We start from the raw sequence: 26,671 nt of genomic DNA on the forward strand, positions 1-26,671 counted from the left end.
ATGCCGTCGATCCGCTCGACTGGCTATCCCAAACCCTGAACCGTATCGCTCAAGGTTGGCCTGTAACCGAAATCGAAACTCTGATGCCTTGGAACTTCAAGTCTAACGCCATCGGCTGACCGCTTACGTTCTGTTGCGCGTCGGCACGGTTTGCTTGCAAATCATGTATCGACGTGGCGGACTCTTGCGAGAAAGGGGCATCTGGTGTTGCCTGCGTCATTGACTCCGTGAACTTGAAATACATGCTTGGCGATATCGAGACCAATTGTGGTAATCTTTTCCATGGACGGCTCTCCCTTATGTGACTTTCGACAGCCACACTTTGGAATATTACGATGCCGGAAGCGGAGGCCGCCCACCACATCAGGTCACGAGCACTATAACAATCTTCACCCGCATAAAGCTTTAGGATATCAATCTCCACGAGAGTTCCGGAGCCAAAATGCTCAATCCTGAAAATGTCCGGATTTTAAGGGTAACTCCAAGAGATTCTAGAGCTTTAGATGATTAAAGCGGGCATCCCAGGAGTTTAAATTCAGAAACTCCGTGTCAATATTCGTATTTTTGGATTTAGCAATTGCGGACTGTATCGCTATCAAAGCGTTATCTATATCATCAATCAGATGCACTCCCTCAGCGTTGCGTCGGTACTTCATTTCACCGAAGTTAGTTGATAGAATGGGGATGGAGAATGATCTGTACTCATAGTATTTTATAGGGTCGACAGAATCCGTCAGTTCATTTTTAAGAAACGGGATCAGTCCCACATCAAATTTTGACATTTCCAGCATTGCGTTTTTGTGGTCACATGGGGGCAAAATTTCGATGTTGTGTGGGAGGGTTTCAGGCGGCAGTTTGTGAACCGGGCCGATAATCCGAATTGTAAATAATGGAACTATACGGGCTAATGTGATAACCAGCTCCCAATCAAACCAATCGCCTATAGTCCCAATATAGCCTAAGATTGGTTTTTCTTTTACTGACTTTATGTTTTTTCTCTGCAGAGACGCATCGATATCCAATCCATTAGGGATGAGGCTGACATCGTTGTGGTGCAAATGCCAGCGGTCAAATAAATGGGTGCTCGATACCAATAGTTTGTCAACAGCTTGAACAAGTTTCATCTCGTTTCGAGCCATGGAGATACGAGCTAAACCATGGTAAAATGCAGGAAAATCATCCATCGCGTCATAAATGGTCGTCTTCCAAGGAATTAATGAAATAAGCTGAAGTGCCAGTAGTGATGGTTTTCCGACTACGAGAGTACAATCGCCGTTTCCAGCAAAAAGTTTTACATCGGAAAATGCTTTTCTCCAAAGTATAAAGTTTATTTTATTAAGATAAGGGACTGGCTCTATTGGAGCACTCAGAGTATTTATTATTTTTATACGATCTTTTTTTTCCGCCTGCGGTCTGTGGCTACTATTGTGAAATTTTTTTATGTCGCCAAAATTCGGTAACCGCGTAGCATACGGGTTAATCCACAACACTTCACCTTCGTATTTTTTTTTGAACCATTCTACGAATTTCTGAGGGCGTTGTGCAAAACTGTCCCAAGGTACTGGGGAGATATAGACCAGTTTCTTCAAGCGATTATCTTTCGAATACATAAATATCTTAACATGTATATATTCATCAAGCTAACCTCATGCCGTGAGTTCGATAGAATAACAATGCGGATTTGATAAATTGCATTCTATGCCAAAGTCCTTTTCTGGAAGCGTGACCTCCAGCATGAACTATTCTTACGTAAGGAACAAAAGCAATGGAAGACCGACACGCGCATCTCAAAGAAAGATCGAAGTCTTCAAAATACAAGAAATATCTGTGGTCAAATCCTTGTATCTTTTTCAGTATATCACCGCGAAGAAACATAAAGCATCCGCTCACAATCGGAGGGTTCCAAAATACGGCGTCTTGGGTCTCAATTTGCATCTCGTAACGCCTTAGTCGAGCTTCAAAAAGCTGTGAAATAGATACCGGAGCGAAGCCCCGCAAAAATAAATCTAGCACCGACGGCTTTTGTTTGCATAGGTACTGTCGTTCACCGTTAGGCCAAACTGCATAAGGCGATATCAAACCACACGCCGGGTGTTCTTGCATGAATTCTACAGCGGCTTTTAGTGCATCAGGCGCCATCTGAACGTCTGGGTTGAGAACAAGGTGATATTGTCCGGTTGTTTCAATCGCTAGATTGTGAGCACGACCAAAGCCTACATTACCATGACCTTGAATTAGTTTGTAGTCCCAGCTTCTCAATGCTGTTTGAAGTAGGTCAGAGATCATATCCTCAGGAGAGTTGTCCACAATCGTTATAGCGATTTGGGCCCGGTCAAAACCGGACAGAGCGCCTGCGAGGCTATCCAGAGTTGAACGCAGTTCACTCGGATCTGGTTTGAAAGTTACAATCGAAATTGTCAAAAGCAGGCTTGGAATGATTGTTGATTGATGCTTATCGGGCTGAATTTTTGTCATTCGTTTTCAATTTTAAACGGTTAGCTTGGTTTCTGTTAGCGGGAAGCGCACACGGATTATTTCAATCGGCTGTAAGCAGGGTGTTGTCCTCTAAAGCATTTTTGTGCAGGACATGATACCTCTAGTATCTCATGAGTGCCCAATGATAAGCATTCTGATTTTGAACCGAATACCATCTTAGGAAGGCTTCATGAAGGGAATTATTCTCGCTGGCGGAAGCGGAACACGCCTTTACCCTTTGACAATTGCAGTTTCCAAACAACTTCTGCCTATTTATGACAAGCCAATGATTTTTTACCCTCTCAGCGTGCTGATGCTTGCCGGGATAAGGGAAATCCTTGTCATTTCCACGCCGCATGACTTGCCTATTTTTCAAAAACTATTGGGCGATGGTCGTGACTTCGGGCTAAGTTTTTCATTCGCAGAGCAGGCAAACCCAAACGGGTTAGCCGACGCTTTCATTATTGGACGCGAATTCATCGGCACCGATAAGGTGGCAATGATCCTCGGCGATAATATCTATTTTGGAGATGGTCTGTCAGAACTCTGCCAGAGAGCGGCTCAGCTAGATATGGGGGGCTCTGTCTTCGCATATCGTGTCGATGATCCACAGCGTTATGGAGTTGTTGAATTTGATCACGAAACCGGTAAGGCAATCTCCATCGAGGAAAAGCCGATCAAGCCCAAATCCTCCTGGGCGGTCACGGGGCTGTATTTTTACGACAATGATGTTGTTGATATTGCCGCTTCGCTCAAGCCTTCCGCGCGCGGCGAATTGGAGATTACAGCCATCAACAATATCTATCTTCAGCGTGGCGATCTGACGGTCCAGCAGTTGGGACGAGGTTATGCCTGGCTTGATACCGGAACGCATGACAGTCTTCAGGATGCGTCGTCTTTTGTGCGTACAATCGAGAAACGGCAAGGCATCAAGATTGCCTGTCCTGAGGAAATCGGATTTGAAAAAGGCTGGATCGATGGAGACGCCGTCCTCGAACGGGCGGAAAAACTTGGCCAGACCGAGTATGCAGCCTATCTGCGTCGGCGCGTCGAGGAAATCGGTAGCGAAAGATGATAGTTCGCCCGTTGGAGCTTGACGGTCTTCTGGAAATCAGCCCCCGTAAATTCGGCGACGACCGTGGCTTTTTTTCCGAGACCTATAATGCGAAATCATTCGCCGAAGCCGGAGTTGATCTGACTTTCGTTCAGGACAATCATTCCTATTCGGTCGCTAAGGGCGTGATGCGTGGGCTTCATTATCAGTTGCCGCCATTTGCGCAGGACAAGCTGGTTCGTGTTACGCGCGGTGCAATTCTGGATGTTGCGGTGGATATCCGCAAAAGCTCACCGACGTTCGGGAAGTGGGTTGCGCTGCAAGTCTCGGCTGAAAAATGGAACCAGATTTTGGTGCCGAAGGGCTTCGCACACGGCTTCATGACGCTCGTGGAGAATACCGAAGTTATCTACAAGGTGACGAATTATTATTCTCCTGAGCATGACCGCTCGATCCGGTTTGATGACCCGGCCATTGATATCGATTGGCCAATCGCATCTTCAGGCGTCCAGCTTTCTGACAAGGATCGGAAGGCCCCGCTTTTTGCTGACGCAGAAGTTTTTGCTTGAGGAAATGATATGAATATTCTCGTTACTGGTGGAGCTGGCTTTATCGGTTCCGCTGTCTGTCGCCATCTGGCCTCGGACCCAAAAGTCAACGTCGTCAATCTCGACAAGCTCACTTATGCGGGCAATCTGGCGTCTCTCCGCCAAATCGAAAACCACCCGAATTACAGCTTCCTTGAGGCTGACATTTGCGATGACACGGGTGTTCTCGAAGCGTTGCGTGCCAACGAAATCGATGTAGTCATGCATCTGGCGGCGGAAAGCCACGTTGACCGTTCAATCGACGGCCCCGGCGCATTTATCGAAACGAATATCGTTGGAACATTCCGCTTGCTCAATGCGGCACTCGCCTATTGGCGCGAACTGCCGGAGCCACGCAAGTCAAACTTCCGCTTTCACCACATCTCGACGGATGAAGTGTTTGGCGATCTGCCTTTCGATAGCGGCATCTTCACCGAAGAAACCCCGTATCAGCCGTCGTCACCCTATTCGGCTTCGAAAGCGGCTTCCGATCATCTGGTGCGCGCATGGCATGAAACCTACGGCCTGCCGGTCGTGCTTACCAATTGCTCCAACAATTATGGACCGTTCCATTTCCCGGAAAAGCTGATCCCACTCGTCATTCTCAACGCGCTGGATGAAAAGCCGCTGCCGGTTTATGGGGCAGGGGCGAATGTGCGTGACTGGCTCTATGTCGAGGATCATGCGCGTGCCTTGGCGTTGGTTGCGACGACAGGTAAGCTAGGCGAAAGCTATAATATCGGTGGACGTGCGGAACGTACCAACCTGAGCGTGGTCGAGACGATCTGCGCTATCCTCGACAAGAAGCGGCCTCGCGCAAACGGCAAGAGCTACGCCGATTTGATCACCTTCGTGACAGATCGCCCCGGCCACGACCGCCGTTATGCGATTGACGCTTCGAAGATCGAGCGTGAACTGGGCTGGAAGCCGCAGGAAACCTTCGAGACGGGATTGGAAAAAACCATTCAATGGTATCTCGATAATGCCTGGTGGTGGGAGCCGATCCGCAGTGGTACCTATGCTGGTGAGCGTCTTGGCAGCGCGCCGACAAAAGAGGCCAAGGTATGAAAATCCTCATCACCGGACGGGAAGGGCAGGTTGTCCAGAGCCTTCTTGAGAAAGCCTCTCAACGTCCGGATCTGCAAGTGATCGCGCTGGGTCGCCCGGAACTCGATCTGACGCAGCCAGCTATCGTGCGTAGTGCCATTGAAGCGATCAAGCCTGACCTCGTTGTCTCAGCCGCCGCCTACACGGCGGTGGATCTGGCCGAAGATGAGCGGGAACTTGCCTTTGCGGTGAATGCTATTGGCGCCGAAGCAGTCGCCAAGGCGGCAAAGATTTGTGGGGTTCCCATCATCCTCCTGTCTACAGATTATGTTTTTGCGGGCGACGCTGGCGAACCCTATGTTGAAACGGATGCCACCGGGCCTCGCAGTGTCTATGGGAGCTCCAAGCTTGAAGGCGAACGTCTGGTTGCGCAAGCCAATCCACGTCACATCATCTTGCGGACGGCGTGGGTTTACAGCCCCTTTGGCAAGAATTTCGTGAAGACGATGTTGAAGCTCGCGGAGACACGCGATGCGCTCTCTGTCGTTTCTGACCAATGGGGCAACCCGACCAGTGCGCTCGATATCGCTGACGCGATTATCCAGGTGGCGGACCATTTGGCGGCGATACCGGACTTTTCCGCTTATGGTGTTTATCATCTGGTCGGTACGGGTGACACGAACTGGAGCGGCTTCGCGCGCGCCATATTCAGTGAAAGCGCCGGGCTTGGCGGGCCAACCGCGACTGTTATGGATATCGCGACAGCCGATTACCCAACCAAGGCTGCACGTCCTGCCAATTCTCGCCTGTCGACTGCCAAATTCCAGAAGGTGTTCAGCTGGTCTGCGCCGCAGTGGCAATCGTCATTACGGGACGTTATGGCCCGGCTTGTATAGTATCGTGAGTGACGAATTTCCAACGCGGCATCGTTCAGTGATCGGTGTCGCGTTTTTCGTTTTTGGCGACAATAATTCCCACTAATGCGTGCAGAACAGCAATTATTAACGCAGACGGCGTTAAGGATTTGAAATTGCCTGCCTATACGGATTATGACCCACAATAAGGTGCATATGATTGTACCATTGTGGGGATCATAGTTTTCAGGTTCACGTTATAAGATGACAAAACTTTTGAGCTGGGGGGCGCTTGCGGGCGTGGCTTCTTTGACATTGGAAAAGAACTGGCGGAAAGCATGAGCGGCACATCCCTTAAATTTGGCACAAGCGGTCTTAGGGGATTGGCGGACGAACTGAATGGTTTGCCCGCTTATGCCTATTCTCTTGCTTTCGTTGAAATGCTGTCGAAAGCCGGAAAGCTGCAGAAGGGCGACATGGTTTTCGTTGGTCGAGACCTTCGCCCGTCCAGTCCGGCTATTGCAGCACTTTGCATGGCGGCAATCGGGGATGCGGGGTTTCAGCCGGTCGATTGCGGTGTTTTGCCAACCCCGGCATTGAGCCACTTTGCGATTTCGCAGCAAGCGCCATGCATCATGGTTACAGGTAGCCATATTCCGGACGACCGCAACGGGCTTAAATTCTATCGCAACGACGGAGAAATCGACAAGAATGACGAGAGCGCCATCAGTGCGGTCTATGCCGCTCTGCCGGAAAATCTTGCCTTTCGTCATCTGCATGATGTTCCCCTTAGCCGCGATGCAATCGACCGCTATGTGAAGCGTTATGTTGATTTTGTCGGACTTGAGAACCTTCACGGCTTGCGCGTCGGGGTCTATCAGCATTCGTCTGTGGCGCGTGATCTCATTATCCGTATCCTCACCGAGCTTGGCGCAGAAGCCGTACCGCTCGGTCGATCCGATGTATTTGTACCAGTCGATACGGAAGCTTTGCGCTCCGAGGATATCGAACTTCTCGACCAGTGGGCGAAGGAAAGCCGCTTTGACGCCATTGTTTCCACGGATGGTGATGCCGACCGCCCGTTGATCGCGGATGAGAAAGGCCGCTTCGTTCGGGGCGATCTGGTGGGAGCGATCACAGCCGACTGGCTTGGCGTCAAAACGATTGTGACGCCGGTGACGTCCAACTCCGCTCTTGAAGAAAATTTCGAGCGCGTCATCAGAACACGGGTGGGGTCGCCCTATGTCATCGAAGGCATGGCGCAGGTCATCGCCTCGGGCATATCAGCGGTGGTCGGCTATGAGGCCAATGGCGGTGTGTTGCTGGGCACGGATATCAGCCGGGACAATCGCACATTGACTGCGCTTTCGACCCGCGATGCGTTGCTGCCAATTCTCAGCAGTCTTGGTTCCGTCAAGGAGCTTGGCAAGCCATTGTCCGAAATCGCAGCCCGCTTCCATTTCCGTGTTGCTCTCAGCGACAGGTTGCAGAATGTCCCGCAGGAAAAGAGCCTCGCATTTCTGTCCCTGTTGAAGAGTGAGGCGACGCGAAGTGCACTGTTTCAGATGGACGATCCGATTGTCCGCTCCGAAACGATTGACGGCGTGAAACTCTTCTTCCATTCCGGTAATGCAATTCATTATCGCGCTTCCGGCAATGCTCCGGAACTGCGATGCTATGTGGAAGCTTCAGACGAGAGCCAGGCCGAGACGCTTCTGGAAACGGGACTTGCTATCGCCCGCAACGCAACGAAGGACAACTGAGCAATGAGCTTTATTCCTGTCATTATCAGCGGCGGTTCCGGTTCCAGATTGTGGCCGCTTTCGCGCGATGCGCATCCGAAGCCGTTCATCGAACTGCCCGATGGCAGCACCTTGATTGGCAAGACCTACAAGCGCGCGGCCCAGCTCGACGGTGTGGACCATATCCTCACCGTGACTAACCGCGACTTCCTGTTCCTGACGCTCGATGCCTATGCCGATGCCAAGGCGCCCAAGGTCGATAATGTGTTTCTGCTGGAGCCGCTCGGGCGCGATACGGCGCCTGCTGTAGCGGTTGCGGCTCTGCATGCTGCGGCGACTTACGGCCCGGACGCGACATTGCTTGTCATGCCCGCCGACCACCTGATCGAGGATGAGGCTGCTTTTGCCGAGGCTGTGACAAAGGCCCGCCAGCTTGCTGAAACGGGGCGCATTGTCACTTTTGGTATTGTGCCCGATCATCCGGAAACAGGCTTTGGCTATATTGAAGCCGAAGGTACGGATGTGCTGCGTTTTGTTGAAAAGCCTGATGCCGAGACCGCGCAAACCTATGTTGAGAGCGGTCGATATTTCTGGAACTCCGGCATGTTCTGTTTCACGGCCGGGACCATGCTTGCAGCAATGCAGCATTTTGCGCCGGAAATTTTCAATGCCGTGCAGGCTTCGCTTGAACATGCCCGGCGCGGCGTCAACGGTGAGACCAAGACCATCGAAATCGCAAAGGACGATTTTGCGACTGCTCCTGCGATTTCCATCGATTACGCGATCATGGAAAAGGCCGACAACATTGCCTGTATTCCAGTGTCCTGCGGCTGGTCCGATATTGGTTCCTGGGCGGCGATGGCCGATCTCGTCGCGCCGGATGACGACGGCAACCGTCTGCGCGGTGAGACGGTTATCGAAGACACGACCGACAGCTTTGTCTTGTCCGAAACCCGGTTGGTCAGCCTTGTCGGCGTTCACGATCTGCTTGTCGTGGACACGCCTGATGCGTTGCTTGTAGCTCATCGTGACAAGGCGCAGGAAGTGCGCAAGGTCTTCAACAAGCTGCGGGCAAGCGGCCATGAAGCAGCCAAGCTTCATCGCACGGCCCATCGCCCATGGGGCACTTATACGGTTCTTGAGGAAGGCGACGGCTTCAAGATCAAGCGGATCGAAGTGAAGCCGGGGCGTCGCCTGAGCTTGCAGGCGCATCACCACCGCTCCGAACACTGGATCGTCGTTTCTGGAACCGCAAAGGTCACCAATGGCGACCGCGAGATTCTGCTCACGACCAACCAGTCGACCTATATTCCTTGTGGTTTCCGCCACCGGCTGGAAAATCCGGGCATTCTGCCGCTCGTGCTTATCGAGGTGCAAAGCGGCGAATATCTGGGCGAAGACGACATCGTGCGTTTCGATGATGTCTATGGCCGCACATAGGATTGTCTGACCGGTAGGGAATAGAAGCGGGCCGAATTTATTCGGGAACCATTCGCCATCGCGGATGTTTGCCTTAACATGCCCAGCAAGGAACAGGACCCGGCAACCGATCAGATCGGTATGCCGGTCATCGACTTTCAAAAACACGCCCTTTTCTTCGATGTGGACGGAACCCTGCTCGATATCGCCGCCTGTCCGGATGGCGTTATCGTTCCAGTTGGTCTGCAAAAATCGCTTTCGTCCATTTCGGCGCGGCTGTCTGGCGCAATGGCGCTGGTCACCGGCAGGACGATTGCGTTTATCGAGGAACGCCTTCCCGATTATACCGGCCCAATAGCTGCGCTGCACGGTGCCGAGTTCCGGCACGCATCCGGGCTGGTCGAACGGATCGATCCGGATGAGCATTTTCTGATTGCCAAGGATTTTCTGCGTCAGGCTGCACTGCGTGTCAGCGGCTTTCTTGCCGAAGACAAGGGGAGCGCGGTGGCGCTTCATTATCGCGCCGCGCCTGAAAAAGCCGATCTGGCGCATGATCTCGTCAGCAAGGCATTGAAGCTTGCCGGGCCGGACTGGGTCGTGCAGTCGGGCAAGATGGTTTTCGAGTTGCGCCCGGCGATCAGCGACAAGGGCGTGGCCTTGCGCCGCTTCATGAAGGAAGAGCCGTTTGCGGGGAGGGTGCCGATCGCTTTCGGCGACGATCTGACAGATTTATCGATGCTTGATGCTGCAGGCGAACTCGGTGGCACTGCGGTCGTGATCGGTCGTGCAATCGACCGTCCGGGCGCCGCGCGGTTGGCGAACCCGGCAGAGCTTCGCCTCTGGCTATCCCGCCTTTGTGGCGATGAACAAGCAAAACAATGAGAGGATTTGATATATGGGTCGGCTGATCGTGGTCTCCAATCGTGTTCCCTTGCCTGACGAACAGGGCAAGGCCCCTGCGGGTGGGCTGGCGGTGGCATTGCAGGCCGCGCTCAGCGAACGCGGTGGCATATGGCTCGGTTGGTCCGGCAAGACCCTTCCCAATCGCCAGGCGCAGGAACTGGCCATCCGCGATGTGGGGCCCATTCGCTACGCGCTGCTCGATCTCCACAAGAAGGATATCGACGAATATTATGCAGGTTTCGCCAACCGCATGCTCTGGCCGCTCTGTCACTATCGCCTGGATCTGATCGATTACACGCGCAAGGACATGGCCGGGTATTTCCGGGTCAATCGCCTGTTTGCAAAGCATCTTCTGCCGATGATCGAGCCGGATGATGTGATCTGGGTCCACGACTATCATCTCATTCCGCTGGCGGCCGAACTGCGCAATCTCGGTGTCACCAACCGTATCGGCTTCTTCCTGCATATTCCCTGGCCGCCTGCCGATATCCTGTTCACGCTGCCCGTGCATGAGACCATCATGCGCGGCCTCGCATCCTATGATGTGGTTGGCTTCCAGACCGAGAACGATGTCGATAACTTCATCGGCTGCCTGCGACGCGAGAAGATAGGCAAGCCGCTCAATGATGACGGATTGTTCGAAGCGTTCGGGCACCAGTTTCGTGCCGAGCGCTTCGGTATCGGTATCGAGACGGCATCCTTCGCGAAGATAGCCGATAAGGCGCAACGTCATTCAACCGTAAAGCGCATGCGTGACAGCATGCTCGATCGCGATCTAATCATCGGCGTCGACCGGCTCGACTATTCCAAAGGCATCACCAACCGCATGGAGGCTTTCGAGCATTTCCTGAAGGTCGATCCCGGCAATCGCGGCAAGGTCACCTTTTTGCAGGTCACGCCGAAATCCCGCTCCGAAGTGCCGGAATACAAGGATATGCAACGCGCGGTGGCGGAGCTGGCCGGTCGGGTGAACGGCGCAAACGCCACGGTAGACTGGACGCCGATACGCTATATCAACCGTTCCCTGAACCGCGAGGTGCTGGCCGGGCTTTATCGGCTGGCGGCTGTCGGACTGGTCACGCCGCTGCGTGACGGGATGAACCTTGTCGCCAAGGAATATGTCGCGGCACAGGACTCTGAAAATCCCGGCGTGCTGGTGCTGTCCCGTTTTGCTGGCGCCGCGCAGGAACTCGACGGCGCGCTTCTGGTCAATCCCTATGACACCGAGGCGATGGCCTATGCCATGGCCCGCGCGCTTGCCATGCCGCTTGCCGAACGCAAGGAACGGTTTGAAAGCATGATGGCCTTTTTGACCACGCATGACGTCAATCGTTGGTGCGACGACTTCCTGAACCGTCTTTCACCCGGTTGAGAAACAAAAGGCTAATGCATGTTTCCCAAAAGCGGGAACCGGTTTTGGGAGACATGCGAAAAAAAAAGCGCATCCCGAAACCAGTTCCTGCTTTCAGGAAACAAGCTCCGGCTCACGGCTTGTCGACGCCGCGTTTGGCGGCTTCATCCGAAACATGAACCGCATAGTCGAAATTGGCTGAATCCGACGACAGCAAGGCCGCGTCGGATTCTCGGGCGTCTTTGGGTGACATGCCGAAACGGACCTTGAATGCCTTGGTAAATTGCGTGCCGTCATGGAAGCCGCAGCGATAGGCGATTTCCTTGAGCGAGACGTGGCGGCCACGTTCGTCGACGAGAATGCGATAGGCGCGATCCAGCCGTTTGTCACGGATAATTCTGGCCACGCCGCCGTCCATATCAAAGGTCCGGTAAAGGCGCGAACGGGAGATCCGCAGGCTTTTGACGATGAGATGCGGTCCGAGCAGTGGGTTGGAAAGGTTCTCGTCTATATAGGCGAGAATGCGCTTGCGCATGGGCAGATTGGCCGGAAGGGCTTCGACAGCACCGCCTTCCGTGCCGCAGATGCTGGCACCAAGCAATGTGAGCATTGCGTCCTGCGCGGATTGTGCCTCGATCCTGTCGAGATCTCCGCTCAGTGATTGCAGACTGCGGAGATAATTGAAAAGCAGACGTGTCATGGGTGCGTCGGCCAGCATGACGAGGCCATGCAGGTTGCGCCAGCCTGCGATCTTTTCCAGTTCGTCGCGCGGTATCATCACGGTGATGCGAGAGCCGCCGGATGCCTGGCTTTCAACGGTCTGCGTCAGGTCGATGATGACGATGTCGCCCTGCTTCGCCTCGACATCGACCCCGTTTAAGTCTCCATGCAGATCGCCGCCGGTGATAAGCTGCAGGATATATTGATTGAGCCCGCCCTGGGCGATGAGCTTTGGGGCACGTGAGTAATTTTGTGAATTGAACGAAGTAGCGCCAATCTGGATAGAACCGATGGAGCGCGCGACAATTGACCCCGAAAACTGGTAATCGTCGTCTTCACTCGTGATCTCATACATGGGTTTGAGAACAGCGCGCCAGAATTCATTGCGCAGCTTGTCCTCGATCATGTCCGTCGAAATTGAAGTCTCGTTATTCATTACTAACCGTTCAGCCCAAGGTCATGGCCATTGATATGAGAGTGAATTATGCATGAAAAATCAATACTATGTTAGTTAATTGTGATGTGCTTTATTGTTGCTGCCAATAAATCGGAGTTGCATTCTTATTGTCTGCAAATAGATTTGTCGACACGGTTTTGAAAATTGGGGTTTTATTTGTTATAAGTATATAATTATGAGCTAATATAAATAAATGAGCGGCCTATACTCATATTCAGCCCCCGCTGACGGGTTGAAAAGCCATGACGTGGCGACCGAATAAACAGGCCTGCTCCGTGCCATTTATGCGCTGCGTTTTGCCAGATGATCGGGCATAAGCTGCCATTGAATCTGGCCAGCTTCGAGCCGATATTTATATTTGTTTGAAAAGTGTTGCGATATGAGACTGTTTTATACCGCTTTGGCGCTTGCCCTGGTTAGCTGCACGAGTGTTGCGACAGCTACCGGATTGAACGGTACGCTCGGGACCGAGTGCCGACGCATCCCCATTCAGGGGACTGGCTCTTCCGATACAGTGACGAGGCCGTCCTGGGCCATGCCTCTATGGAATTCACCATCAGTTCCCGCCAGTCAACGGTCGCAGCGTGCCATTGTCTATCCGCAGGCGGTGCCGTCGCCGCAGCTTTACCGTTATGATTGCACGCCGACACCCGCAGAACCGAATGCGGTTCCGCGGGCTGATTTCAGCGGTCAGTAAGGGCTGTCGACCTTGCCCATCTCGACATAGACGGTCTTGATCTGGCTGTAATGAGCGAGGGCGACAATGCCGTTCTCGCGCCCGATGCCGGATTGCTTGTAACCGCCGAAGGGCACCTCCACCGGCGTCAGATTATAGGCATTGATCCAGCATGTACCGGCCTTGATCTGGCTGATTACGCGATGGCCGCGCGCAATATCGGCGGTGAACACGCCTGCCGCCAGCCCAAATTCGGTATCGTTGGCGCGTGCGATCACTTCATCCTCGTCGGAAAATTCCAGAACGCTCATCACCGGCCCGAAGATTTCCTCACGAGCGATGGTCATGTCATCGGTTACATCCGTGAAGATGGTCGGCTCGATGAAATAGCCTTTATCGAAGCCTTGCAGCTTTGGCACGCCACCGCCGCAGGCAAGCGTTGCGCCCTCTGCCTTGCCCTTTTCGATATAGGATAGCACCTTGTCACGCTGGGCTCCATTGACGAGCGGCCCCATCTGGGTGGCTTCATCCAGCGGGTCGCCGATGCGAATTTTGCGCGTGCGCTCGACCAGTCGTTCGACAAAGCGCTCGCGCACGTTCTTATGAACAAAGACGCGGGTGCCGTTTGAACAGACCTGCCCGGTCGAATAGAAATTACCCAGCATCGCGCCGCCAATGGCGCTTTCAAGGTCAGCATCGTCGAACACAATGATCGGGGACTTGCCGCCAAGTTCCATGGTGACATGCTTCAGATGTTCGCCTGCCTGCGCCATGATGCGCTTGCCCGTTGGCACTGAGCCGGTCAGCGAAACCTTGGCTGTCAGGCGATGATTGACGAGTGCCGCACCGACATCGCCGAAGCCCTGCACGACATTGAAGAGACCGTCGGGCAGGCCCGCTTCCTTATAGGCTTCCGCCAATGCGAGCGCTGAAAGCGGCGTGTTTTCGGATGGTTTGAAGATGAAGGCATTGCCCATGGCGAGCGCGGGTGCTGATTTCCATGCGGCGATCTGGATTGGATAGTTCCATGCGCCGATACCGACGCAGATGCCGAGCGCTTCGCGGCGCGTATAGGCGAACGAACCACCAAGCTCCACGAACTCGCCGTTGAAACCGGAAATGATACCGCCGAAAAACTCCAGCGCATCGGCTGCCGAGGCGGCATCCGCCACCAGAGTTTCCTGAAGCGCCTTGCCGGTATCGAGCGTTTCGAGCTTCGACAGCTTTTTGTTCTTCTCACGCAGGATGTCTGCCGTGCGGCGCAGGATGCGTCCGCGCTCGACAGGTTTCAGCGCTGCCCATTCGCCCTGGGCTTTCAGCGCTGCCGCATAAGCCGCCTCGATCACATCCGGCGTTGCCGAATAGAGCCTGGCAATTTCCTCGCCGGTTGCCGGATAGATGACCGGCAAAGGCTTGCCTGTCTTGTCTTCAACGAATGCGCCGCCGATGAAATGCGAGGCTTTGGGTTGTGCTTTCATTGTGTGTTCCTACTTCGGAATGAAGGTAATAGGGGAGTAAGGGAATAGGGGAGTATGTTTGTGCGCAAAAAGCACGACCTGACATACTGCCTTATTCCCCTATTCCCTTACTCCCCTAACGATCAGATACTTGCCACCGCGGATTGATCCAAGGCTCCTGATTGGAGCGCGCGAGCGGCGTACGACCGAGAATATGATCGGAGGCCTTTTCGCCGACCATGATCGACGGGCCGTTGAGATTGCCGTTGGGGATGCGCGGGAAGATGGATGAATCCGCAACGCGCAAGCCTTCGACACCGATCACCCGGCATTCAGCATCGACCACTGCCATTGGATCGTCAACCGCCCCCATCTTGCACGTGCCGCATGGATGGAATGCGCTTTCGACGTGTTCCTTGATGAAATTATCGATTTCATCGTCGCTCTGAACATGTGCGCCCGGCTGGATTTCTGCTCCCCGATAAGGATTGAACGCGGCCTGTCCGAAGATTTCGCGGGTCAGCCGTACGCAATGGCGGAAGTCGGCCCAGTCGTCTTCATGCGACATATAATTGAACTTGATGACAGGCTTTTCACGCGGATTGGCCGAGCGAAGCGTCACGCTGCCGCGTGATTTTGACCGCATCGGCCCGACATGAGCCTGAAAACCGTGCGATTGTGCTGCCGCCTTGCCGTCATAGCGGATCGCGACCGGCAGGAAGTGATACTGGATATCGGGATATTCCACGCCAGCCTTCGAGCGCACGAAAGCCGCAGATTCGAAATGGTTGGTTGCGCCGTCGCCGGTCTTGAAGAACAGCCATTCCGCACCGATCTTCGCTTTCGAAAACAGGTTCAGTTTAGAGTAGAGCGTAATCGGCTGTGTGCATTCCTGCTGGATATAGACTTCCAGATGGTCCTGCAGGTTCTGCCCGACGCCGGGACGGTCGGCGACCACTTCAATTCCGTGTTCTTTCAGTTGTGCGGCGGGACCGATGCCCGAGAGCATCAGGAGCTTCGGCGAATTGATCGATGAGGCGGCAATGATGACTTCACGCCGTGCACGGATGGTCGAGAAGCTGCGGCCTGCCTCGATCTCAACGCCAACCGCGCGCTTGCCCTCAAGCACGATCTTGCGCGCGAGGCCCTTGACCAGCTTGACATTCGGGCGCTTGAGGGCCGGTTTCAGATAGGCATTGGCGGCAGACCAGCGACGACCATTATGGATCGTCTGCTCCATCGGGCCGAAGCCTTCCTGTTTCTCGCCATTATAGTCTTCCGTGACTTCAAAGCCCGCTTCGTGGCCGGCCTCTACAAAGGCATGGAACAGCGGATTGTCGCGTTTGCCGCGCTGGATATAAAGCGGGCCGCTGGTGCCGCGCCAGCCTTGCTGGCCGCCGCTCGAATTTTCCATCCGCTTGAAATAGGGCAGCACATCGGCATAGGCCCAGCCGCGCGCACCGCTTTCCGACCAGTGGTCGTAGTCACGGGCATGGCCGCGCACATAGACCATGCCGTTGATAGAAGATGAGCCGCCCAGCACCTTGCCGCGCGGCGTCACAAGGCTGCGCCCGCCAATATGCGGTTCCGGTTCGGTGGAAAAGCCCCAGTCATAGGTTTCCATATTCATGGGGAAGGAGAGGGCAGCAGGCATCTGGATCAGGGGGCCAACATCGGGCACGCCATATTCGATGACGATCACCGAATAGCGACCGTCTTCCGACAGGCGATACGCCATGGCCGATCCGGCGGAGCCAGAGCCGATGATGACGAAATCCGCTTCCATACTCATTTCTCTCTCGCAAACTGGCCCAAAAGCTGAACCGCGATGTAATCCTCTACCAGCGCAATCGCCGAGGCTGCATTGGGCGCATCCGCACCGAGCGCATGACGGATGTAGAGGCCATCGATCATGGCGCCAGCGCCCTCGGCAATGCGGTTTGCCCGCTCGCGCGTGGTCAGGTGTTCAAGTGCGAAAACGAGGTTCGAATGCAGGCGGCGCGCATAGATGCGCAGGAGCCGACGCGTATCCTCCGACTGCTGCGCGTGCACATAGAAGGTGAGCCAGGCGGCAATGGTTTCCTGCGTGAACTGCGATGCGGAAAAATTGACCGCTATGATGGCCGCGATACGTTCCTGCGGCGTCTCGGCTTGCCCGATGGCGGCGTTGAGATCCTGTCCCAGTTCGCGCAGCAGATGGCGCATCGTGGCCAGGATGAGCTTGTCCTTGCCGCCGAAATAATGATGCGCGAGCGCAGGCGAAACGCCCGCCTCATGCGCGATCTGCGCGACGGTCACATCCAGCGAACCGCGCTGGCCGATTGTACGAATGGCGGCGTCGATCAGTTCGCGCCGCCGCAAGGGTTCCATCCCGATCTTGGGCATAATTGTGGTCCGTTCTCAGGCTAATTATCCGCCAGTTTAACGTTGATTGATTCATCAATCAATAAAAACCAGATATGCAAATCATGCATTTACCGTCGCAACAGTGGGTGGCTTATCTGGCAAGGAGGCTTGCCGGGGATGTGCCAACTGCTTACATTCAACTGATGAGCAGAGCTTTTACCAAGGAACAGGATGATGCGCCGACCGATCTTGGCGAGCGCCCGGTCAGTCCGCATCGCAATCTCGTCACGCCGACGGGCCTGAAGATGATCGAGGATGAAATCGCCCGGCTGCAGCGTGAGCTGGCAGATGCCAATGTGGCGGGCGAGCGTTCGGCGATTGCGCGTATCTCGCGTGATCTGCGCTACTGGACAGCGCGGCGCGAAAATGCCGAGCTTTCGGTTCCCGCTTCCGACAGTGATGTCGTGCGTTTCGGCATGACGGTGGAACTGGAAAATCTGGACGACGGCAAGGTCCGTCGCTGGACCATCGTGGGCGAGGACGAGGCCGACCCATCAAACGGCAAGATTTCCCATGTGGCGCCCGTTGCCATTCTGTTATTCGGCAAGCCGGTCGGCGATGTCGTGAAAATCAATAATGTCGAATGGGAAATCGTGTCGCTGAAGGTTGTTTAGTCTTCTTCTATCGCGACCGTATGGTCACGAAAAAACGCTGCGGCGCCGGTTTCATCAATTTCACTCGTCGAAACCATCAGGACGAGTTGGATAATGTCTTCCTGTTCGGCCTCAAGACTGAAACCATTGAAATAAAGAAACAAGTCGGCGGCAGCCAGCCCTGTTCGCTTGTTGCCGTCCACGAAGGGGTGGTTTTTCAGCACACCGAACAGATAGGCCGCCGCCAGGTCGAAAATATCCGGATCGCCATAGGCTTCCTTTTGCAGCGGACGCGCAAGTGCTGAATCAAGCAAGCCGGTATCGCGAATGCCGGTTGCACCGCCATGCAAACGCAACTGCTCCTGATGCAGCGCTTCTATGAAAGCCCGCGAATGAAACTCAATCATTGAGCGAGCACGCGATAAGCGGTCTCGTATTTTTTCATCCGCTCGCGGGCGATCTTCATTTTCTTCTCGAAGATTTCCGGGTCTTCCGTGCTCCTGGTCAGTCTCAGCCCATCCTTGTCTGCGGTCAGGACCAGAGTGTCGCCAGTTTGCACGTTCAACTGCTCCAGCATTTCCTTCGGGATGATCACACCGTCGGAATTGCCGATTTTGCGCAGGGTTACATTCATGGCCTTTCTCCTATGTTATAACGCATGATATAACATGGTGCGCCTGTGTTGTCACCACAAGCTACAGCCAGCCCTTGCGGCGGAAATAATAGAGCGGCAGCAGGGCAGAAGCGATCATCAGACCAAGCGCCATTGGATAGCCCCAGGGCGAATGCAGCTCCGGCATGAAGGAGAAGTTCATGCCATAGATGGAAGCCACGAGCGTGGGCGGCATGAAACCAACCGCCGCCACAGAGAAAATCTTGATGATGGCGTTCTGTTCAACCGAAATCAGCCCGACGATCGTATCGAGCAGAAACGTAACCTTATTGGACAGAAAATCCACATAGGCGGTCAGGGATTGCGTGTCGCGCTCCAGCGACTTGATCCAGCTACGCGTTTCCTTCTTGCCGGCTGCCGGATTGTTGATGGCCGACAGATAGACCAGCATGCGGCTGATACCCGCCAGACTTTCGCGCATTCGCGAGAGGAAGGTTCCCTGTCCACCGATCTGGGTCAATATGTGCCGGAAATCCTCCGTCGTCATCGGGCGGGCTTTCGGCTGGCGGCGATAGATGGAGTGCGAGGCCGCATCGATTTTGCCCGCCACGCCTTCCAGAATATCGGCAAGCCGGTTCGTGGTGGCTTCGGTGATGCCAAGCATGATCGACAGGCCCGAGCACTTGGCTGATATCAGCCCGTTGCCCGGCTTGGTCGAACGGAGGATATAGGTGCTGAACGATTTCGGATTGGCATAGCGCACGGTTATCAGCCGCGATCCGTGCAGAATGAAGGTGACCGGAGCAAGCTCGCGGTGGTCCAGATCGACCGCATGCAGGATCGGCACGGTGAGATATTGTGCGCCGGTTTCCATATAGAAGCGGCTCGATTCCTCGATCTCCGTCATGTCTTCGCGGGTCGGGATTGAAATGCCCATCCATGCCTCGACAATACTGTCTTCATTGACGCCGGGAGCAAACAGATCGATCCAGATCACATTCTCGGGCAACGGAGTACCGGGCTCGACTTCCACTTGTTCGAGGTGATCTCCGGAAAGGCTGTAAAGTGTGATCATACTGGCACCTGAAGTCTGGCCCGAAATCTCGAGCGGCTGGATTATGGGGCACTTTGCGCGAAAATTGTTAACGGAATGCGGCAGTGGATACCAGTGTGACAACAGGATTATCAAATCCGCTGCATCAGCCCGCAATCAGCTTTCTTCATGACGGTTGACAGCTTCATTACGCAGGTCTAATTCATCAAGTCATCAGATGACTTTGGTGAAGGTATGAAGGCAATATCCCGCAAGACATTGACGGATTCGGCCACGCAGGCATTGCGTGGAGAAATTACGTCCGGACGCTGGACGATAGGCGACCAGTTGCCAAATGAAGCAGCACTTTCTGCAACACTTGATGTCAGTCGCGGCACGGTACGGGAAGCTGTGCGGGCGCTGGTGGCACAGGGAATGCTGGAAACCCGGCAGGGTTCGGGAACCTATGTCCGCTCCACAGCCGACACGGTGCGCAGCCTCGACCGCATCCGCCATACCAGCCTGCGCGACCGCTTCGAGACCCGGGCAGTTCTGGAAACGGAGGCGGCGCGGCTCGCCGCCTTGCGCATCACGTCCAAGGGGATTGTCCATCTGGAGAAAATGCTGGCACAGCGCGGCAATCGCGATGAACTCGACCGGGCAACTTTCGTGGCCCGAGACTTTGCTTTTCATGAGGCCATTGTTGCGGCCTCGGGCAACAGCGCACTGATCGAGGTCTATGCCTTTTTCTCCGCCTCCATTCGCGAATCCATAGAAGCCACGCTCGACGGCGAACTGCCCGAGCCAAACCATGAAGCGCACCGACAGATCGTTGAAGCCATCGCCTCGGGTGATCCTGACAAGGCCGGTGCAACGGTTCGTCGCTTCATGGCGCCCCTGATTGAAGAACTTGAAAGGTTGCTGGCATCATGAGCCACACGAACACAGCCCTGTCGGATACGGCAGAAAACGAGGCGATGCTGCAGCCAGAGGCACTGGTCGACGCTGAGGTGGACAGCGTTCCGCCGCCGCCAGTCCAGCAGCCGCCAAGCAAGGCGATGCGCATTTTGCTGGGTCTGAGCCTCGTGCTGATCGCCGCCAATCTGCGACCGGTATTTTCCAGCGTTTCCGTGCTTTTGCCGGAAATCATCGATGCCACCGGCATGTCGTCCATTGCGGCCGGTATTCTGACCACTTTGCCGGTTGTCTGCCTTGGTGTCTTTGCGCCGTTTGCACCACGGCTGGCGCAGCGTTTCGGCGCCGAACGTGTCCTGCTTTTCGTGCTGGTCGTGCTGACTGTCGGCACCGCCATTCGCGGCTTCGGTTCGTTCTACTCGCTTTATATTGGCGCAGCATTGGCCGGTGCCGCCATTGCGACAGGCAATGTCCTGCTTCCGGGGGTCGTCAAGCGTGACTTTCCAAAAACTGCGGCCATCATGACCGGTCTTTATACGATGGCGCTATGCGGCGGCGCTGCCTCCGCAGCCGGGTTCACCATTCCCATCAAGGGGATGCTCGGCGGTTCCTGGAACCTCGCTCTGGCATTCTGGGCTGTTCCGGCGGCAGTCGTTCTGCTGTTGTGGCTGCCGCAGGCCATGCGTGCGAAACACAATGTCGCCCATTCGGGTTTCAAGGTGATCGGCTTGTGGAAGGACAAGCTGGCCTGGCAGGTAACCCTGTTCATGGGGCTGCAATCCTCCACTGCCTATATCGTTTTCGGATGGCTGGCGCCTATCCTGCGCGAACAGGGCCTCAGCCCGGCAGCGGCGGGCGGTCTGGTTTCCTTTTCGATATTGGCGCAGGTCATTACCTGTCTCGCAGTGCCTTCCATTGCTACCCGTCAGAAGAACCAGAGTCTGCTCAATGTCATTCTCTGCGCCTGTGCGGCCTTGCCGCTGATCGGGTTTCTCTATCTACCGCTGTGGACCTATTGGGGACTGGCGGTCATTCAGGGCATCGGGCAGGGCGGTCTCATCGCCGCCGCCATGATGGTGATCGTGCTGCGCGCACCGGATTCGCACACGGCGGCGCATTTGTCCGGTATGGCGCAGTGCGTTGGCTATACGCTTGCCGCAATCGGCCCGCTCATCGTCGGGCTGATCCACAGCGCAACGGGCAGCTTTACCGCCTGCGGTCTCTTTTTCGCCGTGTTGGGGTTGGGCGCTGCTATCGCTGGATGGGGAGCAGGGCGCGCGCAACACGTGGGTGTGCAGGTCATAAAAGAATAGCAACAAAAAACCCCGGCAAAACCGGGGTTTTTCTTTATTCCTGCATGAAAGGCATCAGGCCTTTTCGTACAGCTCTTCGACGAATTCCCAATTGATGAGGCTGTCGACAAAGGCTTCGAGGTACTTCGGACGCAGATTGCGATAATCGACATAGTAGGAATGTTCCCACACATCGACGCCGAGGATCGGCGTTGCGCCATGAACCAGCGGGTTTTCGCCGTTCGGGGTCTTGGAGATTTCAAGTTTGCCGTCCTTGACCGACAGCCAGGCCCAGCCCGAACCGAACTGGCCGACACCGGCAGCGATGAAATCCGCACGGAACTTGTCGTAGCCGCCAAGATCGGACTCGATTGCCTTTTCAAGCTTGCCCGGCAGCTTCTTGCCGCCGCCGTTCTTCTTCATCCACTTCCAGAACAGAATGTGGTTGTAGTGCTGGCCGGCATTGTTGAAGAGGCCCTGGTTCTTGCCATAGCTTTCCTTGACGATCTCTTCAAGGCTCTTGCCTTCGAGGCCGGAGCCTTCAAGCAGCTTGTTGCCATTGGTGACATAGGCCTGATGGTGCTTGTCGTGATGAAGTTCAAGCGTCTCGCGCGACATGAAAGGCGCAAGGGCGTCATAGTCATACGGCAGGGCGGGCAGTTCGAAAGCCATTGGAAACTCTCCTCTTTTCTTTCTGCTTACATGGCAACTTACGTGGGCAGCTTGCGGCGGGCCGAGCAGATGCTGCCTCAAAACTTGCGTGCGGAATCTACATAGGCCGCATCGGTGCGGGCGGCAATGGCGCGAATGTGCAATTCAGCTTCAAGACAATGAATTATTATTGAAATCACAGTAGGATGGCGCAATTCTAGATTTTATGCTTCGCGATGCGTGGCGGACCCTCACAGGAGGAAACGGTGTCCCACAGTTCTTATGTCTTCGACGCTTATGGCACATTATTCGATGTCCATTCGGCGGTGCGGCGACATGCAGACAAAGCCGGGCCGGACGGACGGGCATTTTCCGAACTGTGGCGCGCAAAGCAGCTCGAATATTCCTGGGTGCTGAGCCTGATGGGTGCCTATAGCGATTTCTGGAAGCTGACCGAGGATTCGCTCGATTTCGCATTCGCACGCTACCCTTCTGTCGATCCGGCGCTGCGCAATGACCTGCTCGACGCCTATTGGAAGCTCGATTGCTATCCGGAAGTGCCAGCGGCCCTCAAAAGCCTGAAGGAAAAGGGCGCACGGCTTGCAATTCTTTCCAACGGCTCACCCGCGATGCTGGAATCCGCCGTCCGTTCGGCAGCGCTCGACGTCCTGCTCGACGATGTGATTTCGGTCGATGAAGTCAGGAAATACAAGACTGCCCCGGCGGTCTATGAGCTCGTCACCCTGCAATGGCGGCTTTATCCTTCCGCAATCTCGTTCCAGTCCTCGAACCGCTGGGATGTGGCAGGTGCGGTACGGTTCGGTATGCGCGGGGTCTGGATCAATCGGAGCAACCAGCCCGACGAATATAAGCAGTTCGCTCCGGCATTGATTCTGCCAAGTCTCCAATTGCTTGATTGAGTAATCACTAAAATTTGAACTTTCCCGGTTTATGGAAAGCAGGCTCCTGCACCCAAAATTGTGTCGCGGCTGCAACACGAGCCATGCTGGTGGGCTTTCGCCACGTTTAGGCCGCATTACGAACGGGCGTACGCCACATTTCTCGGGCGTTTTCCGTGCAACCGAACACCGGAAACAGCCGTTTGAGGCCGTTTCGACAGCTCACCGCGCATCTGCCACAATTGGCCGGGTCGCAATTCGTTAACCCTGAATGTGTATCTGTAACTCCTCCCGTCACCAAACTGGTTTTCATATGCAAACGACCCTTACCCGCCGTTCCTTTCTGACGGCAATGACAGCAACAGCGGCCGCCGGTCTGGCCGGTTGCGCTCAGTTGGGGCAGAATGTTCCAATCATTGATGTGGATCAGTCGGGCAACCCGATCAACCGCACCCCGCAGGCCAATGTCGATTCTTCCTATGGCGGTTGGGCGCAGATGTACGCCGCCGTCGAGGATGGCGGCTTCCAGCTTCCGGCAATTCCGATCCAGAAGATGGACAAGCGCTTCCTGCGTCAGGTTGTGCAGGACCCAACCGGCGAACTGCCCGGTACGATCGTCATCGATACGGCTAACCGCTTCTGCTATCTCGTTCTAGAAAACGGACAGGCGATGCGCTACGGCGTCGGCATCGGTCGCGAAGGCTTCGCATGGTCTGGCCGTGCTGTGATCCAGTACAAGCGCCAGTGGCCGCGCTGGACCCCGCCGGATGAAATGGTCGCCCGCCAGCCGGAACTGGTGCAGTACAGCGCCAAGAACGGCGGCATGGCTCCGGGCCTCAAGAACCCGCTCGGCGCCCGTGCACTCTATATTTTCCAGGATGGCAAAGACACGCTGTACCGCCTGCACGGTAATCCGGAATGGTGGTCCATCGGCAAGGCGGTCTCTTCGGGCTGCGTACGCTTCCTGAACCAGGACATCATCGATCTCTACGATCGCGTTCCGGCGAAGTCACCAATTCTGGTGATGTAATTGCGAGTGCCGAAACGGCAGATTGCAAAGCCCCGGACAGCTAACTGTCCGGGGCTTTTTCTATTGTGTCGCGCCAACTTGCCGCCGCCTTGAAAATAAGTCACTTTCCGCGCGGACAAATCGTCGGAACAAGGGGAGGGAAGTCATGTCCGAGGAAAAAACTGCCAAGGAAGCCGTGAAGGGGCCTGCGTCCTATTTCCCGTCCATCGAGAAAAAGTACGGACAGCCTGTCCAGCATTGGCTTTCGCTGATTGAGCAGCGAAAGGGCGACAAGCATATGGAAATCGTCAACTGGCTGAAGTCGGAATTCGAGATGGGACATGGTCACGCCAATGCCCTCGTAGCCTACGCTCTCGCCAAACCGGTGACTAGCTAACACCATGCATCGGCGCGAACATTAGCCGCGAGCGTGGGTGGAAATGGGAGCATTTCGTCCACGCAAATAAACAAAGACGTCAATGCGCTGTGTATCTGGATCCCAGTCGTTGAAGAATTTCAGATCGTAAACTTTGCTGGCTGCAGGTTCCAAAAAATAGTCTGGGCGCCATGGGGTGGAATCATCGAAAATGGCCTCTTGTAAAACACCTCTTCGAAAAAACGCTTTCCTTACGGTGGTTTGCACGTCAATCCGGCTTATCGTTGCAGGAATTTCACCCTTATTCGTGATTTCGATTGTAATAATTCGATCTGATGAAGATTTATTTTTCCTGTTTCGTGTTGGCGGTATAATTTTTACCACCAACACGGGACCCTTTCTAAAATAAACCCAAACTCCAGCAATGGAGCCGACTGTCGCTAAAAATGCCGTCCATAGCGTTGCGTAGTCAACGACAGTCAACTCGCTCATTGAGTTTATCCCTGTTGGTTGCGCTATCGTTTGAAGCCGCCGAGAATGCCGCGCACCAGTGCACGGCCAAGCGAATTGCCGACCGAGCGGACGACGGATTTCATCGCGGCTTCCGCAACCGTCTGGCGGCCGGAGCGACGGCCAGTGCCGAGTGCGGTGCCGACGAGATCGCCAAGAATGCCACCACCGCCTTCTTCCTCTTCCTTGGTCTTTTGCTGCGCTGCTGCTGCATTCTGCGCCTTGCGGGCCAGCATTTCAAAAGCGGAATCACGGTCCACAACCTGATCATATTGCCCGGCAACCGGGCTTGCCGCGATGATCCTGGCGCGTTCTTCCGGTGTCAGCGGTCCGATGCGCGATGAAGGCGGACGCATCAGCGTGCGCTGCACGATGGAAGGCACGCCTTTTGCCTGAAGCATGGAAACCAGCGCTTCACCGGTGGCGAGATTGGTGATCGCCTGGAACGTGTTGAAATCCGGGTTCGGACGGAACGTATCGGCTGCGGTCTTCACGGCATTGGTTTCGCGCGGCGTATAGGCTCGAAGCGCGTGCTGCACGCGATTACCAAGCTGTGCCAGAACCGTTTCCGGTACGTCGAGCGGGTTCTGCGTCACGAAATAAACGCCGACGCCCTTGGAGCGGATCAGGCGCACCACCTGTTCGACACGGTCGACAAGTGCCTTCGGCGCTTCATCGAAGAGAAGGTGGGCTTCGTCGAAGAAGAAGACGAGCCGCGGCTTGTCGGGATCGCCGACTTCCGGCAGTTCCTCGAACAGTTCCGACATCAGCCAGAGCAGGAAGGTGGAATAGAGCCGCGGGCTCATCATCAGCTTGTCGGCGGCGAGCACGCTCACCACGCCACGCCCGTCGGTCGTGGTGCGCATAAGGTCCGAAATCTTGAGCGCCGGTTCCCCAAAGAATTTCGAGCCGCCCTGCTGATCGAGGACCAGAAGCGAACGCTGGATCGCGCCCACCGAAGCCTTGTTCACATTGCCGTACTTGCCGGAAAGCTCTGCCGAGCGCTCCGCCATTTCAGCGAGAATGGCCTGCAAATCCTTCAGGTCCAGAAGCAGCAAGCCTTCTTCATCCGCCAGGCGGAAGGCAATGTTCAGCACGCCTTCCTGCGCATCGGTCAGGCTCATCAGGCGCGACAGGAGCAGCGGCCCCATCTCTGAAATGGTAGCGCGGACGGGATGGCCCTGTTCCCCGAAAATATCCCAGAAGATCACAGGTGCGGCGCGCATTTCGTACGGGTCGAGCTTCACTTCCGCCGCACGTTTGATGAGACCGTCATTTTGAACGCCGATGGCGCCAATGCCGGAAAGGTCGCCCTTGATGTCGGCGCAGAAAACGGGAACGCCAGCCGCCGAAAAGCTTTCGGCCAGAACCTGCAGCGTGACCGTTTTACCCGTGCCGGTCGCGCCGGTGACGAGGCCGTGCCGGTTGCCGTATTTCAGCGCTAGATATTCCGGCTGCTGGTAGGAGTCGTCAGGCTTGCGGCTCGCGCCAAGAAAAATAGCGTCTTCGGCAGTCATCAGGCAGCTTGCTCCCTCTGTTCAACTATAATAGCAGGGCGCCAAGATGCTAAGGCATCACGCCCTGAAAATGCTCAATTGCCGCACGGGCTTAACCAAGTCACGATGAGTCAAA

Annotated in this window: 28 protein-coding genes; 16 read left to right on the forward strand and 12 right to left on the reverse strand. The window is 55.2% G+C overall.

All coding sequences use genetic code 11. From position 1 onward, the window contains the following. Window positions 1-119: transposase domain-containing protein (locus tag F9K94_RS21970; protein WP_151610493.1), on the forward strand; the 119-nt coding region annotated here is incomplete at its 5' end. Between the two features lie 372 nt (window positions 120-491). Here the strand turns inward: F9K94_RS21970 and F9K94_RS21980 are convergent. Both F9K94_RS21980 and F9K94_RS21985 read right to left on the reverse strand, forming a co-directional pair. Beyond that, window positions 492-1,589 carry a glycosyltransferase family protein gene (locus F9K94_RS21980; RefSeq protein WP_151648590.1) on the reverse strand — a complete coding sequence of 366 codons (1,098 nt, stop codon included), beginning with the start codon at window positions 1,587-1,589 and terminating at the stop codon, window positions 492-494. Window positions 1,590-1,635: 46 nt separating this feature from the next. Further along, a complete protein-coding gene (locus F9K94_RS21985) occupies window positions 1,636-2,475 on the reverse strand; it encodes a glycosyltransferase (RefSeq protein ID WP_151648592.1) in 840 nt (279 codons plus the stop codon). Between the two features lie 190 nt (window positions 2,476-2,665). Here F9K94_RS21985 and rfbA point away from each other — a divergent pair, with 190 nt between their 5' ends. The 8 genes from rfbA to otsA all read left to right on the forward strand — a co-directional run bounded on the left by rfbA (window position 2,666) and on the right by otsA (window position 11,453). Beyond that, window positions 2,666-3,550, forward strand: a complete 885-nt coding sequence (rfbA, locus tag F9K94_RS21990; protein WP_151648594.1) for a glucose-1-phosphate thymidylyltransferase RfbA — start codon at window positions 2,666-2,668, stop codon at window positions 3,548-3,550. Continuing rightward, window positions 3,547-4,098: a dTDP-4-dehydrorhamnose 3,5-epimerase gene (gene rfbC / locus F9K94_RS21995; RefSeq protein WP_151648596.1), complete on the forward strand. Its 552-nt coding sequence runs from the start codon at window positions 3,547-3,549 to the stop codon at window positions 4,096-4,098. Before rfbA ends, rfbC begins: the two co-directional genes overlap by 4 nt. Before the next feature lie 9 nt (window positions 4,099-4,107). Continuing rightward, a complete protein-coding gene (gene rfbB / locus F9K94_RS22000; RefSeq protein WP_151648598.1) occupies window positions 4,108-5,184 on the forward strand; it encodes a dTDP-glucose 4,6-dehydratase in 1,077 nt (358 codons plus the stop codon). Next, window positions 5,181-6,059, forward strand: a complete 879-nt coding sequence (gene rfbD, locus F9K94_RS22005) for a dTDP-4-dehydrorhamnose reductase (protein WP_151648600.1) — start codon at window positions 5,181-5,183, stop codon at window positions 6,057-6,059. The genes rfbB and rfbD overlap by 4 nt, the downstream gene beginning before the upstream one ends. A gap of 296 nt (window positions 6,060-6,355) precedes the next feature. After that, window positions 6,356-7,780, forward strand: coding sequence for a phosphomannomutase (locus tag F9K94_RS22010; RefSeq protein ID WP_151648602.1), 1,425 nt, complete (start codon window positions 6,356-6,358; stop codon window positions 7,778-7,780). Between the two features lie 3 nt (window positions 7,781-7,783). Next, a complete protein-coding gene (locus F9K94_RS22015) occupies window positions 7,784-9,199 on the forward strand; it encodes a mannose-1-phosphate guanylyltransferase/mannose-6-phosphate isomerase (protein ID WP_151648604.1) in 1,416 nt (471 codons plus the stop codon). Window positions 9,200-9,277: 78 nt separating this feature from the next. Beyond that, window positions 9,278-10,060, forward strand: coding sequence for a trehalose-phosphatase (otsB, locus tag F9K94_RS22020; protein ID WP_151648606.1), 783 nt, complete (start codon window positions 9,278-9,280; stop codon window positions 10,058-10,060). Between the two features lie 13 nt (window positions 10,061-10,073). Continuing rightward, window positions 10,074-11,453 (forward strand): alpha,alpha-trehalose-phosphate synthase (UDP-forming), encoded by a 1,380-nt coding sequence (gene otsA / locus F9K94_RS22025; RefSeq protein WP_151648609.1) that lies wholly within the window; start codon window positions 10,074-10,076, stop codon window positions 11,451-11,453. Window positions 11,454-11,565: 112 nt separating this feature from the next. Here otsA and F9K94_RS22030 read toward each other — a convergent pair whose 3' ends face one another. Continuing rightward, complete coding sequence (locus tag F9K94_RS22030) at window positions 11,566-12,588, reverse strand: helix-turn-helix domain-containing protein (RefSeq protein ID WP_235920668.1); 1,023 nt, start codon at window positions 12,586-12,588, stop codon at window positions 11,566-11,568. 400 nt (window positions 12,589-12,988) lie between these two features. Here F9K94_RS22030 and F9K94_RS22035 point away from each other — a divergent pair, with 400 nt between their 5' ends. Next, window positions 12,989-13,306 carry a hypothetical protein gene (locus F9K94_RS22035; RefSeq protein WP_151648611.1) on the forward strand — a complete coding sequence of 106 codons (318 nt, stop codon included), beginning with the start codon at window positions 12,989-12,991 and terminating at the stop codon, window positions 13,304-13,306. Here the strand turns inward: F9K94_RS22035 and betB are convergent. The 3 genes from betB to betI form a co-directional block, all read right to left on the reverse strand. After that, window positions 13,300-14,763, reverse strand: coding sequence for a betaine-aldehyde dehydrogenase (gene betB / locus F9K94_RS22040; RefSeq protein ID WP_151648613.1), 1,464 nt, complete (start codon window positions 14,761-14,763; stop codon window positions 13,300-13,302). The two genes, F9K94_RS22035 and betB, sit on opposite strands and share 7 nt — an antisense overlap. 115 nt (window positions 14,764-14,878) lie before the next feature. After that, window positions 14,879-16,528, reverse strand: coding sequence for a choline dehydrogenase (gene betA, locus F9K94_RS22045; RefSeq protein WP_151648733.1), 1,650 nt, complete (start codon window positions 16,526-16,528; stop codon window positions 14,879-14,881). A gap of 2 nt (window positions 16,529-16,530) precedes the next feature. Beyond that, the gene (gene betI / locus F9K94_RS22050) at window positions 16,531-17,127 is read right to left on the reverse strand and encodes a transcriptional regulator BetI (protein WP_151648615.1); all 597 of its coding nucleotides are present in this window, start codon (window positions 17,125-17,127) and stop codon (window positions 16,531-16,533) included. A 164-nt stretch (window positions 17,128-17,291) separates the two neighbouring features. Between betI and F9K94_RS22055 the strand changes: the two genes are divergently transcribed. After that, complete coding sequence (locus tag F9K94_RS22055; protein WP_151648735.1) at window positions 17,292-17,762, forward strand: GreA/GreB family elongation factor; 471 nt, start codon at window positions 17,292-17,294, stop codon at window positions 17,760-17,762. Here the strand turns inward: F9K94_RS22055 and F9K94_RS22060 are convergent. From F9K94_RS22060 to F9K94_RS22070, 3 genes are all read right to left on the reverse strand, one after another. Beyond that, a complete protein-coding gene (locus F9K94_RS22060) occupies window positions 17,759-18,148 on the reverse strand; it encodes a type II toxin-antitoxin system death-on-curing family toxin (protein WP_061347201.1) in 390 nt (129 codons plus the stop codon). The genes F9K94_RS22055 and F9K94_RS22060 overlap by 4 nt on opposite strands. Continuing rightward, complete coding sequence (locus F9K94_RS22065) at window positions 18,145-18,375, reverse strand: AbrB/MazE/SpoVT family DNA-binding domain-containing protein (protein ID WP_061347202.1); 231 nt, start codon at window positions 18,373-18,375, stop codon at window positions 18,145-18,147. Before F9K94_RS22065 ends, F9K94_RS22060 begins: the two co-directional genes overlap by 4 nt. 61 nt (window positions 18,376-18,436) lie before the next feature. Beyond that, complete coding sequence (locus F9K94_RS22070; protein ID WP_061347454.1) at window positions 18,437-19,429, reverse strand: magnesium transporter CorA family protein; 993 nt, start codon at window positions 19,427-19,429, stop codon at window positions 18,437-18,439. A 213-nt stretch (window positions 19,430-19,642) separates the two neighbouring features. Between F9K94_RS22070 and F9K94_RS22075 the strand changes: the two genes are divergently transcribed. Both F9K94_RS22075 and F9K94_RS22080 read left to right on the forward strand, forming a co-directional pair. After that, entirely contained in the window at window positions 19,643-20,320 is a 678-nt protein-coding gene (locus F9K94_RS22075) for a FadR/GntR family transcriptional regulator (protein ID WP_151648617.1), read from the forward strand. 44 nt (window positions 20,321-20,364) lie between these two features. Next, entirely contained in the window at window positions 20,365-21,615 is a 1,251-nt protein-coding gene (locus F9K94_RS22080; RefSeq protein ID WP_235920671.1) for a CynX/NimT family MFS transporter, read from the forward strand. Between the two features lie 54 nt (window positions 21,616-21,669). On the opposite strand, the gene F9K94_RS22085 is transcribed toward F9K94_RS22080, so the two are convergent. Next, window positions 21,670-22,266 carry a superoxide dismutase gene (locus F9K94_RS22085; protein ID WP_012092469.1) on the reverse strand — a complete coding sequence of 199 codons (597 nt, stop codon included), beginning with the start codon at window positions 22,264-22,266 and terminating at the stop codon, window positions 21,670-21,672. A gap of 245 nt (window positions 22,267-22,511) precedes the next feature. Between F9K94_RS22085 and F9K94_RS22090 the strand changes: the two genes are divergently transcribed. The 3 genes from F9K94_RS22090 (at window position 22,512) to F9K94_RS22100 (ending at window position 24,550) form a co-directional block, all read left to right on the forward strand. Further along, window positions 22,512-23,165: a haloacid dehalogenase type II gene (locus tag F9K94_RS22090; protein WP_112590704.1), complete on the forward strand. Its 654-nt coding sequence runs from the start codon at window positions 22,512-22,514 to the stop codon at window positions 23,163-23,165. A 292-nt stretch (window positions 23,166-23,457) separates the two neighbouring features. Next, on the forward strand, window positions 23,458-24,174 hold the full coding sequence (locus F9K94_RS22095) for a L,D-transpeptidase (RefSeq protein WP_061347206.1): 717 nt from the start codon (window positions 23,458-23,460) through the stop codon (window positions 24,172-24,174). A gap of 145 nt (window positions 24,175-24,319) precedes the next feature. After that, window positions 24,320-24,550, forward strand: coding sequence for a DUF4287 domain-containing protein (locus F9K94_RS22100; RefSeq protein ID WP_151648621.1), 231 nt, complete (start codon window positions 24,320-24,322; stop codon window positions 24,548-24,550). 21 nt (window positions 24,551-24,571) lie between these two features. Here the strand turns inward: F9K94_RS22100 and F9K94_RS22105 are convergent, their stop codons facing one another. Together F9K94_RS22105 and F9K94_RS22110 are read right to left on the reverse strand one after the other, a co-directional pair. After that, on the reverse strand, window positions 24,572-25,021 hold the full coding sequence (locus tag F9K94_RS22105) for a hypothetical protein (protein WP_151648623.1): 450 nt from the start codon (window positions 25,019-25,021) through the stop codon (window positions 24,572-24,574). 23 nt (window positions 25,022-25,044) lie between these two features. Next, window positions 25,045-26,556 (reverse strand): helicase HerA-like C-terminal domain-containing protein, encoded by a 1,512-nt coding sequence (locus F9K94_RS22110; RefSeq protein ID WP_151648625.1) that lies wholly within the window; start codon window positions 26,554-26,556, stop codon window positions 25,045-25,047. Window positions 26,557-26,671: the final 115 nt, after the last annotated feature.

Source organism: Brucella tritici (assembly GCF_008932285.1).
GTDB lineage: Bacteria > Pseudomonadota > Alphaproteobacteria > Rhizobiales > Rhizobiaceae > Brucella > Brucella tritici.

Coding starts and splice junctions, on each gene's coding strand:
- otsB (WP_151648606.1), top strand. CDS start 9,278: ATGCCCAGCAAGGAACAGGACCCGGCAACCGATCAGATCGGTATGCCG.
- betA (WP_151648733.1), bottom strand. CDS start 16,528: ATGGAAGCGGATTTCGTCATCATCGGCTCTGGCTCCGCCGGATCGGCC.
- rfbC (WP_151648596.1), top strand. CDS start 3,547: ATGATAGTTCGCCCGTTGGAGCTTGACGGTCTTCTGGAAATCAGCCCC.
- F9K94_RS22110 (WP_151648625.1), bottom strand. CDS start 26,556: ATGACTGCCGAAGACGCTATTTTTCTTGGCGCGAGCCGCAAGCCTGAC.
- F9K94_RS22065 (WP_061347202.1), bottom strand. CDS start 18,375: ATGAATGTAACCCTGCGCAAAATCGGCAATTCCGACGGTGTGATCATC.
- F9K94_RS22080 (WP_235920671.1), top strand. CDS start 20,365: ATGCTGCAGCCAGAGGCACTGGTCGACGCTGAGGTGGACAGCGTTCCG.
- F9K94_RS22075 (WP_151648617.1), top strand. CDS start 19,643: ATGAAGGCAATATCCCGCAAGACATTGACGGATTCGGCCACGCAGGCA.
- F9K94_RS22030 (WP_235920668.1), bottom strand. CDS start 12,588: ATGAATAACGAGACTTCAATTTCGACGGACATGATCGAGGACAAGCTG.
- F9K94_RS22010 (WP_151648602.1), top strand. CDS start 6,356: ATGAGCGGCACATCCCTTAAATTTGGCACAAGCGGTCTTAGGGGATTG.
- rfbB (WP_151648598.1), top strand. CDS start 4,108: ATGAATATTCTCGTTACTGGTGGAGCTGGCTTTATCGGTTCCGCTGTC.
- F9K94_RS22105 (WP_151648623.1), bottom strand. CDS start 25,021: ATGAGCGAGTTGACTGTCGTTGACTACGCAACGCTATGGACGGCATTT.
- F9K94_RS22070 (WP_061347454.1), bottom strand. CDS start 19,429: ATGATCACACTTTACAGCCTTTCCGGAGATCACCTCGAACAAGTGGAA.
- otsA (WP_151648609.1), top strand. CDS start 10,074: ATGGGTCGGCTGATCGTGGTCTCCAATCGTGTTCCCTTGCCTGACGAA.
- F9K94_RS22085 (WP_012092469.1), bottom strand. CDS start 22,266: ATGGCTTTCGAACTGCCCGCCCTGCCGTATGACTATGACGCCCTTGCG.
- F9K94_RS22035 (WP_151648611.1), top strand. CDS start 12,989: ATGAGACTGTTTTATACCGCTTTGGCGCTTGCCCTGGTTAGCTGCACG.
- rfbA (WP_151648594.1), top strand. CDS start 2,666: ATGAAGGGAATTATTCTCGCTGGCGGAAGCGGAACACGCCTTTACCCT.
- F9K94_RS22015 (WP_151648604.1), top strand. CDS start 7,784: ATGAGCTTTATTCCTGTCATTATCAGCGGCGGTTCCGGTTCCAGATTG.
- F9K94_RS22060 (WP_061347201.1), bottom strand. CDS start 18,148: ATGATTGAGTTTCATTCGCGGGCTTTCATAGAAGCGCTGCATCAGGAG.
- betB (WP_151648613.1), bottom strand. CDS start 14,763: ATGAAAGCACAACCCAAAGCCTCGCATTTCATCGGCGGCGCATTCGTT.
- F9K94_RS22100 (WP_151648621.1), top strand. CDS start 24,320: ATGTCCGAGGAAAAAACTGCCAAGGAAGCCGTGAAGGGGCCTGCGTCC.
- rfbD (WP_151648600.1), top strand. CDS start 5,181: ATGAAAATCCTCATCACCGGACGGGAAGGGCAGGTTGTCCAGAGCCTT.
- F9K94_RS22055 (WP_151648735.1), top strand. CDS start 17,292: ATGAGCAGAGCTTTTACCAAGGAACAGGATGATGCGCCGACCGATCTT.
- F9K94_RS21985 (WP_151648592.1), bottom strand. CDS start 2,475: ATGACAAAAATTCAGCCCGATAAGCATCAATCAACAATCATTCCAAGC.
- betI (WP_151648615.1), bottom strand. CDS start 17,127: ATGCCCAAGATCGGGATGGAACCCTTGCGGCGGCGCGAACTGATCGAC.
- F9K94_RS22095 (WP_061347206.1), top strand. CDS start 23,458: ATGCAAACGACCCTTACCCGCCGTTCCTTTCTGACGGCAATGACAGCA.